A 12,995-nucleotide genomic window follows, 5' to 3' on the forward strand; every position below is an offset into this window, starting at 1 on the left:
GTAGAGGACGCCGGAACTTGGTCGTACAACGGCCGTTCTTACGATGAGCCGCCCTGCCCTTCGGCTTCCCCCGTAGCTGGAGGGCAGGGCTTCGCCGTGAGCTTCCGTAATGAGTGGACGCCGTCCACCGGATCCCCGGCCTGACGGGCTAGCCACTCTGCGACATGAACCGCCAGACGCCGTGCTCAAGCCCACCGGGTCCGTGTCCCAGCAGCGCGGCGGTCTCCTCATACACCTCTTGCAGGTGCTCGTACTTCAGCCCAGAGACACCGGCCTCTACGGCGAAGGCTCGCAGGTGTACGTCCACGGCGATCTGCGACCGGCCGACGAGGTTTCCGATGTAGTCCACGGTCGTCGGCCCTACGCCCTGCACCGCGAGCAGAGCGGTACGACCGGCTTCGTGGTCGAGCCAGGCGTGGAGGTCGTTGCGTGCGTCGATCCCGTTGGCAACCAGTAGGTCGGTAATTCCATGGGCCGTTGCGACCCTGCGAGGACTGCTGAAGTTCATGGCGACAGCCAGGTCTTCCGTGGCTAGTCGCGTCTGAAATCCGCGCACCGTCGCGGCGTCGGGCCATGCCGCTTGGAGCTGGAGTATCCGCGGCCGGTTCGTCGATTCGTACTTGCGACGCGCCTGAAAGCTGGCGTCGCAGATCACGGCGCCCATATGCACCCAGCCGCCTGGCGGATGGAACGGGCCGTCACCGAGGACGGTCCGAACGTGGGCAGCGAGCTGCTGGGCGGGGCTGCGTGTGGTCATGGGCCAATGATGATGTCAGGTGTCGGACAATCCAGGGACGAGAACCCGGGTTTGGGCAATCGTGCGCGAGTTCGCCGAAACTGCTCAGGCCGCTTGATGCGCGGCTCGTGCATACTCGCCGGCTATCGGTACGGGTTCCACCAGAGCCGGGCGGGCGCCTCCTTCACCGCTGGCGAGTGCCAGCTCAGCAGGCGCTTCACGGAGCGAGGCCGTCACGGTCGTGGTGTCCTCCCCGGAGACGGGTACCGCCAGTTCGAACCAAGTCTTCTTCCCCGTTGCGCACAGTTGTGATCCCCACTCCGTTGCCATTGCGGCAACGAGGAAGAGACCGCGCCCGTTCTCGTCCGTGGACAGAGCATGCGTAGGTACTGGCAAAGTCGAGTCAACGTCGGTGACTTCGACTCGTAGCCGCTCTCCGGTCCACCGGACGTACACCACACACTCCGCCTGCGTGTGCGTAACCGAGTTCGCGACCAGCTCCCCGGTGAGCAGTTTCAAGTCGCCGATCAGTTCCTCGTCCAGGTCCAACCCAAGCCCCCGAGCACGATCTGCGACACGGTCCCGCGCTGCTGCCACCTCCTCGACCAGAGCCGGGACGGTGAAGGCGTGGGGCGATTCTTCGAGCGGGCGCGGCATAACTGGGAACCTCTCGATGGGCAGGGGCCAGGGAGTCAGCGCGTTTTCCCGAGAGCGAGCGGATCGCTCACCGCCTTCACAAGGCAGTACGCAGGACAGCCAAGAAGTCGAAAAGAGCCCGGGAAACGGCGGACGACCACCATCTACCTCGGACGGCCCGACTCCCCATCTCAGCGGTGATATCACCAGCGCAATGTCAAGGGAACCGCACCAGCCGTTGGGCGGTGCCGACTATCAGAGAATCTCGGCACCATCGGCGCTCAGGGAGTTCGCATGTAGGGAGCACCTCAGCACCGATCCTGTGCCGCCCCTGATCGAAAGTCGCAGCCCCGCCCAACGAGCCCGGACCGTCGGCGTGAATGTGGAAAACCAAAGCACTGGGCAGGCGCAGCAGACTGCTGAACAGCCATGAGGTCGTCGTGCAGTCCATCTCCGAGACCACTGCCCGCGCCGGCCTCACCGTCTACACCAAACTCGACACCGGCGCCTATCCCACCGATGGGAAGGTCAGCGACGCCGAGCTGAACGCAGTACCGATGACCAGACATGCCTTCGTCGGTCCCGCGGAAGCGTTGGGATGCTTCTGCCAGCCTTCCCGTGACAATCGCCATCGGCCAGCTGCTACGACCTTGTCGAGGTTGCGAAACCGACCCCTTAGCCTGGCAGCAGATGTTGCGGCGGGTAACGGCGGAGGACCGAAATGATGGAGAAGGACGAAGCGGGCGGCAGAGACCATACCGAAGCCCTTCTGTGGTCTGCTCCTGTTGGTCCGCTCCCAGCGCCGCCCATCGATACCAGGGCGCAGATGCTGCCCATCGGCGAACTCCACTGGCCCGACACGGAGCGTCTGTTCCTCAGGATGCTGCATACCGTTCGGCCAGTTCAGTACGCCAAGCTCTTCGGTGCCCCGGGCCAAGCCCAAGCTGGGATCGATGCCTACGCACGGCTTCCGCTGGACCTGGCGCACGGTGAATCCGGCGGTCGGGACTACATCACCTTGCAGTCTCGACGGGTCAAAACGCTGACCGCGGCCAAGATCGACAAGGCTGTCGACGACCTCTTGAAGGGCGAATGGGTAGACAAAACGGCCGCTTTCTACTTCGCTACGTCGTTCGACTTGCAGGACACCAGGCTGGACGCCGCGATCCGCAAGCAGACCAAACGGCTGGCCAAACTCAAGATCACCTTCATTCCGTGGGGTGTGCAGGAAGTGTCAACCCTGCTGAAAAACCACCCTCGCGTCGTCGATGACTTCTTCGGCCGCCCCTGGGTCGAACGCTTCTGTGGCCCAGACGCAGCCCAGGCTCTTGAACACAATCTGCCCCACCAGGACAGCAGAGAACTCCGCGCAGGGTTGCGCGATCTCTACCGCTCGGTCTTCTCCGCCCAAGGCGGAGTCCATCCGGTCGAGAACGCGGAGCTCGACGGCGCGTTCGTCATCCTGAACGTCGATCCCAGCCGTCAACGGCCCGACGTCATCGACGCCGAACAGCCCGAGCGAGTCGTCGAAAGTCAACGCCCAGAAAAGAGCCCAGTCGACGGCCATACCTACATCGCCTCGCGGATAGGCGTTCGTCGGCAGTCGTTCAGATCCGCCCACCACCTGCTCAAGCACAGAAGTGAGACCGAACCAACCACTGCCGGCACTATGGCGGCCGACGACTGGCTGGCCAGCGGCAAGTACCAGCTACTCATCGGGCGTCCGGGAGCGGGAAAATCCAGCCTGTTGCGGTTCATTGCAGCGGACTTGCTCTCGGCCAAGCCGCAGTCAGTCGCGCTACAGAGGGAACACGGCACCGACCTGCCGGTCTGGCTGCCGTTCGGATTCCTATGTCGTCATCTCGAAGCATCAACGGAAAACTCACTCGTCTCGGCCGCCGAAGCCTGGCTGAAGTCACAGAGTGCTACGCACCTCTGGCCGCTGGTCCAGCGTGCGCTGCGGGACGACCGCTTGCTGCTCCTCGTCGATGGCATTGACGAATGGAGCGATGTCAGCGCCGCTGAACGCGCGCTCGGGACCCTTGAGGCGTTCCTTGGACGCACGACGGCCTCAGCCTTCCTCTCCACACGCCCGTACGCGGTCGACCGGCTCAACTGGAGGCGCCCGTGGGTGCAAGCCGAGATCACACCTCTGACAAACGCACAACGCCAGACAATTACAACCGGGATCCTCGGGCCAGTCACACGGCCTGAGGACGCAACTGAATTCCCTCCGATGTGGAGCGCTGGCGTCGAGCCGTTCCTGGACCAACTTGAGGCCGTCCCTGAACTCGCTGAACTCTCCAGGTCCCCCCTCTTTCTCACGCTGCTGGCCACGACCTGGCAAGGCGAACCTCTCCCACGGCAACGGTTCAAGATCTACGCCCGGCTCGTCGAATTGCTCGTCGAAAAACACCCTCAGATGCGGCAGCGCGCTTCACATGCGCGCGGGGCTGTGTTGACGGCCAACGATGCGATCACACTGTTCGCCGCCGTGGCCTACCGCCTTCGCGTCAAAGACCCCTTCGGCACCGTCACCAAGATGGAGATGCGCGGGCTCATCGTCGAATCGATGACTGACGACGAAGTCCTCGGCTATCAGCAACCCGAGGCCCGCAGAATCGCCGATGCCGTTCTGGCCATGGCGGAAGACGAGTTTGGGCTGATCGTGTCGCACGGCGCAGGTTCCTTCGGCTTCCTGCACCGCGTCATCCTCGATCACCTGGCCGGCCAGCACCTGGCCACGCGCCCCGTAAAAGAGCAGATCGCGAACGTACAGCGGTTCGTGCCAGATCCGGCTTGGCGAGATGCGCTCCTGGCGCTGCTGACCGCGCAGGTCAGCTCTCACGCAACGGAGCCCCTGCTTTCTGCAGCCCCCGGCTCGGACAGCCAACGATGGGCGGACATCGACGGATACGAGCTGGTCGCCGATGCCCTCGCCGCCGGTGTCAAGCTCACCCCGAGAGCACAGGCCAGTTACACCGACGTACTCGTCAAACGAGTAGAGGTCCACGCCTCACTGCGCCATCGGGCGAACCTGATCACCGCGCTCACCGCCATGCTCGCGAGCCACACCACGCGCACTCGCTTGCTGCCGATTATGAAGCGGTGGCTTACGGCGCCCCGCCCTGACCCTTCACCAACCATGTGGGCGCTGCGCGACCTCGACATCGACGACGACAGCGCGGCCGAATTCCTGCTCTGGGGCATTCGACACCCCGAGGACCATGTGAAGGTCAATGCGGCAGCGGCCCTCGCACGCCGATTCGGTGGTCAACTGCGCATGTTGGACCGGCTGATGACGTTCACCGAGACGGGGCCGTCGTCAGCAACCCAAGCCGCGGCCCTCCTCGCCCTCGGCAACGGCTGGCCCGACGCCCCCGAGACCACGCGGCTGGTCGAGTGGGCGCGGACTCAATCATCCAGACCGGTTCGACTGGTCGCCCTACACGCCCTGCAGCACGGCACCGCATCAAGCGATGCCGGCATGTACCGGCCGGAAGAGCGAGACTGGCTGCTGTCCTTGCTGCGCGACGAAGACCTTCGCTCAGGTCCATGGCCTACAGCAGACTCCGTCAGGATCGCAGCTACCGGAGACGCCCGGGCAGCCGACTTCGCGCTGGAGACCTTGAAGGCGAATGTACCCAATGGTGGCGACCGTGGACTTGCGTGGATCCTGGCATGCAGCGCCTTCGCCGACGATAACCGCTTCAAGACGTGGGTAGCAGAACAGCTCTCAGCCCCGGAAGACCGCGGGTTGATTTTGTATGACGTCGGATTGATTCCTCAGCAGTGGCGGGACGATCCGGATTTCGCAGAGGCCCTCCACCCCTATGTGGATTCCGAATTGAAGAGTGTGACGCCTTACCGCGTAGCAGGTCTGGCGACCGCACTTCCAACCGCTGACGCTCAAACCGTACTGCTTCGTAGCCTGGATTCCCATCGACCCTATGCCGCGGCCAGCACACTGGTCGACCGATACGGGGACGACGAGCAGGTCCGCACTTCCCTCACCAACAGGCTTCGTGGCGAATTCGATCAAGCGGCGCCCATGGCCGGCGTGGCCATTGACGTGCTTGGTCCTCAGGAAGGGTTCTCCGTCCTGGTGTCCCTTCTGCGCCAGCCGACCACAGATGGCTGGTCCGAGGAGCACGTTGTTGTCGCCCAGGCAGTAGCAGAGGCCTGGAAGGAGTTCGAACACACCGCCCAAGAGGGAGATGTGAGAGGTGAAACCGCACGGAAGGTGCTTGCCAGCTACGACCCAGGCGAATTGGCAGCCTCGTGCGCGGCTGTGAGCTATCACCCTTTGATGTGGCACGTACCCGCGGTCATCAGAGCCTGGCCTGATCAGCCAGCCGTCCAGGAGCTTGCCGACAGACTCATCCACGACACCCAACCCATCAGGTCAGGAATCGCGGACACCATTCCCGTCGCGATCCTCAGGGCCTACTGCGACAGGACCGACACTGCGTCCCTCCGGGTCCTCGACAAGACGCTCAGCCTGCTCAAACACATCGGTCCAGAACTGCGCGAAGTCCTGGCGTTCGAACTCGCGCGCGCCACACTGTCCGCGGCCGAACTCATCGACGTCATGGCGGAGTGGAACAACGAACCGGACACCGAGGTTCGTCGTACTGCGTTCATCGGACTCACCCAAGCGATCAAGCGACACCAACAGGCTCACAACGACTTGGCGGGCTCCGACACACTGACGGCCGAAATGGAGTGGCTACGTGGTGAGATCAAAGACGACCTGTGCGCGTATGGCCCTGAACTCGAAGAGCGTCGCCAACTGGCGTGGATCGGCATGCTCATGCTCGGCGATCTCACTCTAATTGACGACATCAGGGAAACGATCGGCGACCCGGGCGAACCTGGCGTTACGCTCGATGTTCCCTTCAGCGGCGACGCGGATCAGATTCTGGTAGACCTCGTCGCCGCGAACTGGGAGCAGTTGTGCGCTCACTTCGGCGACAAGGTCTTCGAGCGGCTAAACGGAAAGTCCGATAGCCGTAGGCGAACGGCAAGTGAGCAGCGGCAGCACGTCATCTCAGCACTGGCAACAGTCGCTTCGCGCCACCCCGTCATCGCAGAGATGCTGCGCCACGAGGCCGACAGCGACGCGACGCTACGTCAAGATGAGCGCTTCCTCCTGTGGGCCAAAGAGGAGAACAGAGGCGACGAAGGAGTCTTGCGCGCCGTCGTGGCCAAGCTTGGCCGAACGGAGAACGAGGGACAGGACCGCGTCCTTGACTCTCTGTTGGACCACAACAGTTGGACCGTTTCCGATGAAGTATTCAAGGCCGCCCTTGCCGAGAAGACGATCGTTAACCGGTCAGGCCGCGTTCATGCAGGTGATGGGCTAGCCACCTATACACAGCTGTTCCCGTCTGACAGCTTGTCCGTTTCCGCCCTCCGGGACCTAGAAACTTGGTTTACAAAAGATTCCGAAACTCGCGAGCGGCGCGAATGGGGCACTAGCTTGGCCATCGCCTTCGGCGCAGCCCCGCCACAGGATCTGCCAGCCTTTGTGATCCGCGCTCACACCCGATTCCGTTTGGGTATTCCGGACCGGTACCTCCCCATGTTCACCAGACCGCTGCTACGCCGGCTCCGCGTGGACGCTAACGCCATCGAGGCGTTCAAGGACGCTCTTAGCGACCCCACCGGAATCCGGGAGGACAGCCCTATAATGGCGGCTCCCTGGGACCCGATTGCTGACGCACACCCGGAAGTGCAACCCTTGCAGCGCACGTACCTCTTTGCCACAGTACTGCGCCAATCCGGTGCCCTGCCGCAAGCAGATGCGGCAGCTCCGATCCGCGTCCTCGCGGCCGCATCACCCGACATCGTGGTACACAACCCCTTCACCAACCACGAGGGTCCACTCTGCCTCGCTGTGCTCGACCTCGCAGCGCACTGAGCCAAAGGGAACCACCAGTGAGCCGCGAAGAGATCCGCAGCGTCTTATCGGCCTCAGCAACTTACTCGCTCTGGCATCAAGCCGACCTTGGCAACCGTGAGAGTTCTACCGACGGCTCGGGCAGCGCCTGACGCACAACGACGAAACACAGGTGGTGCCAGCCGAGACCCGGCTGGCACCACCCAAGTGCGTGGATGAAGTGCCCAAGGACCGATCAGACCACCCACTCCGGGACGAGCCTCTCCATGATCGGTGTCCTGTCACCCCAGTGCTTGGGCACGGTGACGGTCAGCGACTTGAGTACGCATCCGAGCAGCATGCGCCGGTCTTGAATAGTCGACTCCGCCCATGCCTCGGCCAGCGCTTCTCCATCCGCGAAGAAGACGGTGAGGTCCGCCTCCATGGCGAGGCGGGCTGCCTCCTTTTCCAGGCTCTGGATCAAAGCGCTCTGAGCGGCCGAGAGCTCACGGAATCGCTCTGCAGACAGCGTTCCCGCGATGTAGTAGTCCGTCTCCAGCAGTTCGCGGCGTCCCTTTGCGGCATCAAGTCCGGCCATCAGATCCCTGCGCTGGGCGTCTCGCTCCGGATCGTGGAGAACCGACCATCGCCGGACGATCGCGTCCAATCCCGGATCCCCGTGTTCGAGAGCTGACACATGGCTGAGCCACATAGCCTCAACCCCGGCGTCCACGCGTTCGGCTCGGACGATGACACCGGGACAGGCGTCTTTGCCGTAGGTGCCACGGATCCGGCACCGGTACATGCGGCCCCGCTCGCTACCGCTGGCCGTCATTGTGTTCCGGCAGCGAGGGCACAAGAACATTCCGCCAAGGAGAGTGGTCTGAGGGCGTTTTCCTGTGGATCCTCCCCCGATCCTGCTGACCCGCTCCTCGAACATCGCGAGGATGCGGAGCCGTTCCCCGGGAGACACCACGCCGGTACCGATCTCGACCGGGCGACCGTGAGCATCCCGCTCCGGCTCGGTCGAGGGTATCCACACGTCGAGCGGTTGCCCGTCAGCGTCGTACTTGCGTTCCTTCGTCGGTAGTAGACCAGCCCAGGCAGGCGACTTCACCATGCGGGAGATGGCACGGGACGACCAGCGTGCTCCGTCGCGGGTCCGGATTCCGTCTCGTTCCAACTCGTGGGCGACGCTCATCGCCGAGCGGCCTTTGAGGAGTTCGTCGGCGATACGCCGCGCGTGCGGATATTCGTCGGGGTGCGGCTCGATGATTCCCGAGCCCCTGGGTGACCGCACGCCATAGGGCGTCCGTCCGCCCGACCACTTGCCAGCTACCCGAGCCGCGGTCTTGCCGGTCGTGACGCGAAGAGTCAGGTCCTCGATCTCTTCGCGGGCTCGTTCGGCGAGGATCGCGAAGATGATCCGTGTGCCCCTCTGACTTGAGTCTAGATGTTCCTGGAGCACGAAGAGTCGTGCCTTGCGGCGGTCGAACTCGTCCAGCGCCGCACCTACCGCAGCCATGCCCCTGCGGTCGAAGCGGTCCGTCTTCCACACCGCAAGTGTCTTGACCTCGCCGGCGATGACGGCGGCCATCGCGCCCTCAAGCTTCTCTCGCCGCACATGCTGCTTCGAGGCACTGAGCTGCTCCAGCCAGACCTTGCGGACGGTCAGGTTCTGCCGGTCCATCTCACGGCGGAGGTCGCGGGCGTGCTGCTTGAGGGTTTCGAGGGTCTCCCGCTTCTTGCTGCGCCGGAGGTACAGGTCGACCAGATCCTCGGGACCCTTGCCGACCAGCTCTTCGGGACGGGCATCCCGGAACTCCTCTGCCACACGCGCTGCCATATAGCCCTCCTACAACACAGATCCGGCCGCTCCAAACGGCATCTGTGCAGGTGAAGGCTGGTGTGCATTACATGGCGGACTCCCACGCGAGCGCGAGAAACCGTTCGATACGGCCGAGGTCGAGATCCCCGGTCAGCGGTACGGCCACGATCGCGTGGTCGACATTGGCCGCGAGGATCTGCCCCTCGGACCGCTTGGAGGAGGTGGACCGCACGAAAGCGGTACGGCGCGGCAGATACGTCCGTACGTACCGCGGGTTGCCGGCGGGTTCGACGGCGACCCAGTCACCGGTGCACACCACGCGCAGCGGGTCGTTCGGGGTGACGAACGCGGTGTCGGCGCGCACCGTGCCGTCGGCGGTGACGACGTCGCACTGTCCCCGGTCGACCCGGATCACCCGGCCGGCCAACAGTCCTTCGGCGTCGTAGCGGGCGAATTCATCCGCCCACGCGTCGTCCCAGCCGTAGCGGGCGAGCGCGAGAAAAGCAGAGCTGGAAGTCAAGGGAGACCCTTCACAAGGGCGGCCCCGGCACGCGCACACGGGCGCGGTGGAAGAGGAAGGTCAGCCGGTGGCCACGGAGGTGGACTTGATGCACTTCTGAAGGCGGGCAGGGCCCATCACAGAGACAGCCATCGGTCACACCTCCCACAACATGCTCACGTCACCCACGGCGACCCCAGGTCGCCGTTCCAACTGGACCGACCCTAGAAGGTGCGCGGGGCGCGACGCCACCGAATTAACGCGCGCCCATGGCGAGCACCTTCATCACGTCCTACGACACGACCGCTACCAGTCGATCTCGGCCAGCAGGAACGGCTCGTCCTCGGGAGCCTCCTTGCGGGCCCGCAGCGCCCGTTCGGCGGGTGCGCCGGCCGGTACGCGCAGCGGAGGTTCGGGCTGTTCGATCGTCGCGGCCACCGTCGCGGCCACGTCCTCCGGGGTGACGAGTTCGCCGCGGAGCGCGGGGAGTGCCTCGTAGAGCGGGGTGTAGGGGTCGTTCTCGCCCAGGTGCACCCTGGCGCGCTCACCGCCGCCCGAGGAGACCGCGCCGGGCTGGACGACGCTCACCTTGACGCCGAAGTGGCCCGTCTCGATGGCGAGCGTCTCGGCGAGTGCCTCCAGTGCCCATTTGCTGGCGCCGTAGGGGCCGATCATGGGCAGCACCATGCGTCCCTGGATGCTGGAGACGAAGACGAGACGGCCGGCGCCGCGTTCGCGCATGGCGGGCAGCACGGCCTGTGCCACGCGCAGCGCGCCCAGGGTGTTGACCTGGAAGAGCCGTTCGACCTCCGCGAGCGGGACGCTCTCCAGGGGTGCGCGCACGGTCTCCCCGGCGTTGCTGACCAGGACGTCGATCTCGCCGGCCTCCCGGACGGCCCGGTCGACGCTCTCCTGGTCGGTGACGTCGAGGCGGAGGCGTTGGGCGACGGGGAGGTCGGCCAGGGTTTCCGGGCGGCGCGCGGTGGCGATCACCCGGTGGCCCCGACCGGCCAGTTCTACGGCGATGGCTCGGCCGATGCCTTGGGACGCGCCGGTGATGAGCACGGAGGACATGGTGGACCTCGTCTTTCGCAGGGGGGTCGTGGGTGTCAGTCTTCGTGGGGGTCGACGGCGGCTCAGGCGGCGGTCTCGTCACCGACCAGTTCGCCCCGCATGAGCCACGTCGGGCCTTCGGCGTACGCGCCCGCCTCGGCGAAGAACGCGGCGAAGTACGGGCCGGCCGCGTGCGCGTTGAACGCGTCGGCGTCCGCGTAGACCTCGTTCAGGTAGAGGACATCCGGGTTCTCCTCGTCCGCGACGACCTCGAACCGATGGGAGCCGGGCTCGTTCGCGAGGGAGTCGCGGGCGGTGCGGTGGGCCGCCCGGACGAAGTCGTCACGGTGCTCCGGCCGGACGGTGAAGGAAACCAGGAACTGGTACATACGGCGCGCTCCTCAAGGTCGACACGGTCGGTTCAATGACTGAACCGGACCTGGTGAACACCGTAGCATCGTCAGTTCAGTGAGTGAACCGCTGCTGGTAGAATCGGTGGCATGACCCTCCCCAACACCTACGCGGACGGGAACTGCCCCCTCGCGCGAACGCTGGAGGTCGTGGGCGAGCGCTGGACGCTGCTGATCCTCCGCGACGCGTTCTACGGCGTACGGAGGTTCGGCGACTTCGCAACCCAACTCGGGGTCCCACGGGCCGTGTTGACCAACCGGCTGAAGTCACTGACGCAGGAAGGCGTCCTCACCCGCGAGCACGACGACGCCGGCCGTGTCGAGTACCGGCTGACGGACAAGGGCCTCGCCCTGTGGCCGGCCGTGCACGCCCTGATGAACTGGGGCGAGGCCTTCTACTCCCCGCACGGAGCCAAGCGCGTCCTCCGTCACGACCTCGACGGCGGCCTCCTCGACCCCGACGGACACTGCCGGGACTGCGGTTCGGCCGTCCCGGTCCCGGAGATCCGGATCGAACCCGGCCCCGGCTTCCAGGCGCCGGACCGCGAGGGCGATCCCGTCTCCGGCGCGATCAACACACCACGCCGACTCCTCGACCCGATCGTGGCGACCCCCGCGACGGCCCACGCAGCCGGCTGATACGACGACCCCGGCCCCGGCGCCCGCACGAACCCACAACCGTCCGGTGACAGAACCGTCGCACCGGACGCCACAGCGGGATACCGGGGCGGAATGTCCAACTGGGCGTGAACGGCGGGCGGTTCCGCTCGCCGTCTCCGGCGTGGCAGTCCACCGCGCCGCACAGGCATCCTGGGGGAATCGTTGATCAGCACTGCACGCACGCTGCGTTCGTCCGTGACGGTCGCGGGAGCCGGCCTGCTCCTGGCCGCCACCGGAGCCGTCCTGGCGCCGTCGGCCACGGCCGCGACGACGGACTCGCAGCCGCCGGCCCTTTCCGTCTCGACCGCGGCACCGGCGGAGATCGGACTGGCGGGCCAGCCGGTCGAGTTCACCACCACGGCGACCAACGTCGGTACGGAGGACACCACTTCGGCACGGTTGATCTACCACATCGACGGAGGCGCCGGCCTGCCGCCGAACGCCGTCAGCCTGCAGTACCGGCTCAGCGGAACGGCGTGGAAGACGGTACCGCTGACCCTGACCGGGACGCGGTTCTCCGGCGAACTGCCCGAGTCCTTCGCCCTGGCCGCCGCCCGGTCACGGACCGTACACCTGCGCCTCGGCCTCCCCATGGGCACCGCGCACCACGGCGACAGCAACGGCGGCGCCGACCACCTGAAGCTCAACACCCTGATCTCCTACGGCACTTCGGGTGCCGCCAACGACACCGACGAGGACACCGTCAAGGACGACGGACTCACCGCCGGCCTGTCCGACGTACCCACCACCGCCACCGCGGGCGGACCCGGGGTGACCTTTCGCGCCACGGTGTCCAACCCCACGGCCTCGGCGTACGAGAACGTGACGGGCGTACTGTTCACCAGCCGCTACGCCACCGTGCAGGTGCTGCGCTCGGGCACCTGGACGACACTCAAGCCGATCACCGCCCCCGCCGAACCGGACGTCTACGGCTTCGCCGTCACCGGCAAGGACTCCACCTTGGCGGCCCACAGGGATCGACGCCGTTCACCGGCACCACGTTCTGCGGAGCCTCGGCGTCGAGCGGCGGGCACAAGGACGACAAGATCGGCGCCAAAGCCCCTCTCAGTGCGAGCCAACGGCACGTGGACCTGGAGCAGTTCGGCGACTGCGTGAAGAAGCTGAAGGAACTGGAGAAGGACTGGAAGGCCGAGCCGGCCAAGGCCAAGACGGATCAGGAACGCGCCGCGCTGTAACGGGACTTGATCGGCAAGCGTAGTAACGCCGGTCCGTGAGCCGGTAGTTCGCCTGGCCGTGGTCGTCACCCGCCCGGAGAAGACGCCGGGGCGGGT

Annotated in this window: 8 protein-coding genes and 2 pseudogenes; 4 read left to right on the forward strand and 6 right to left on the reverse strand. The window is 65.5% G+C overall.

Going from position 1 to position 12,995, the window contains the following annotated elements:
• Nucleotides 1–148: 148 nt before the first annotated feature.
• Nucleotides 149–757, reverse strand: coding sequence for a hypothetical protein (locus OG226_RS12705; protein WP_329349016.1), 609 nt, complete (start codon nt 755–757; stop codon nt 149–151).
• A gap of 84 nt (nt 758–841) precedes the next feature.
• Nucleotides 842–1,393, reverse strand: coding sequence for an ATP-binding protein (locus OG226_RS12710; protein ID WP_329349017.1), 552 nt, complete (start codon nt 1,391–1,393; stop codon nt 842–844).
• A 386-nt stretch (nt 1,394–1,779) separates the two neighbouring features.
• On the opposite strand from OG226_RS12710, the pseudogene OG226_RS51560 reads away from it, so the two are divergent.
• Both OG226_RS51560 and OG226_RS12715 read left to right on the forward strand, forming a co-directional pair.
• Nucleotides 1,780–1,953, forward strand: a pseudogene (locus OG226_RS51560) (ISAzo13-like element transposase-related protein); the annotation flags it as partial.
• 140 nt (nt 1,954–2,093) lie between these two features.
• Complete coding sequence (locus OG226_RS12715; RefSeq protein ID WP_329349018.1) at nt 2,094–7,295, forward strand: NACHT domain-containing protein; 5,202 nt, start codon at nt 2,094–2,096, stop codon at nt 7,293–7,295.
• Nucleotides 7,296–7,509: 214 nt separating this feature from the next.
• Here OG226_RS12715 and OG226_RS12720 read toward each other — a convergent pair whose 3' ends face one another.
• The 4 genes and pseudogenes from OG226_RS12720 to OG226_RS12735 all read right to left on the reverse strand — a co-directional run bounded on the left by OG226_RS12720 (nt 7,510) and on the right by OG226_RS12735 (nt 11,022).
• Nucleotides 7,510–9,087, reverse strand: a complete 1,578-nt coding sequence (locus tag OG226_RS12720; protein ID WP_329349019.1) for a recombinase family protein — start codon at nt 9,085–9,087, stop codon at nt 7,510–7,512.
• A gap of 88 nt (nt 9,088–9,175) precedes the next feature.
• Nucleotides 9,176–9,601: pseudogene (locus tag OG226_RS12725) on the reverse strand (ribosome small subunit-dependent GTPase A); the annotation flags it as partial.
• A gap of 285 nt (nt 9,602–9,886) precedes the next feature.
• On the reverse strand, nt 9,887–10,654 hold the full coding sequence (locus OG226_RS12730; RefSeq protein WP_329349020.1) for an SDR family oxidoreductase: 768 nt from the start codon (nt 10,652–10,654) through the stop codon (nt 9,887–9,889).
• Nucleotides 10,655–10,716: 62 nt separating this feature from the next.
• Nucleotides 10,717–11,022 (reverse strand): putative quinol monooxygenase, encoded by a 306-nt coding sequence (locus OG226_RS12735; RefSeq protein ID WP_328677167.1) that lies wholly within the window; start codon nt 11,020–11,022, stop codon nt 10,717–10,719.
• Nucleotides 11,023–11,133: 111 nt separating this feature from the next.
• Between OG226_RS12735 and OG226_RS12740 the strand changes: the two genes are divergently transcribed.
• Together OG226_RS12740 and OG226_RS12745 are read left to right on the forward strand one after the other, a co-directional pair.
• Nucleotides 11,134–11,682 (forward strand): winged helix-turn-helix transcriptional regulator, encoded by a 549-nt coding sequence (locus OG226_RS12740; RefSeq protein WP_329349021.1) that lies wholly within the window; start codon nt 11,134–11,136, stop codon nt 11,680–11,682.
• Nucleotides 11,683–11,865: 183 nt separating this feature from the next.
• Nucleotides 11,866–12,819, forward strand: a complete 954-nt coding sequence (locus tag OG226_RS12745) for a hypothetical protein (RefSeq protein WP_329349022.1) — start codon at nt 11,866–11,868, stop codon at nt 12,817–12,819.
• Nucleotides 12,820–12,995: the final 176 nt, after the last annotated feature.

This window comes from Streptomyces sp. NBC_01261 (genome assembly GCF_036226385.1).
GTDB lineage: Bacteria > Actinomycetota > Actinomycetes > Streptomycetales > Streptomycetaceae > Streptomyces.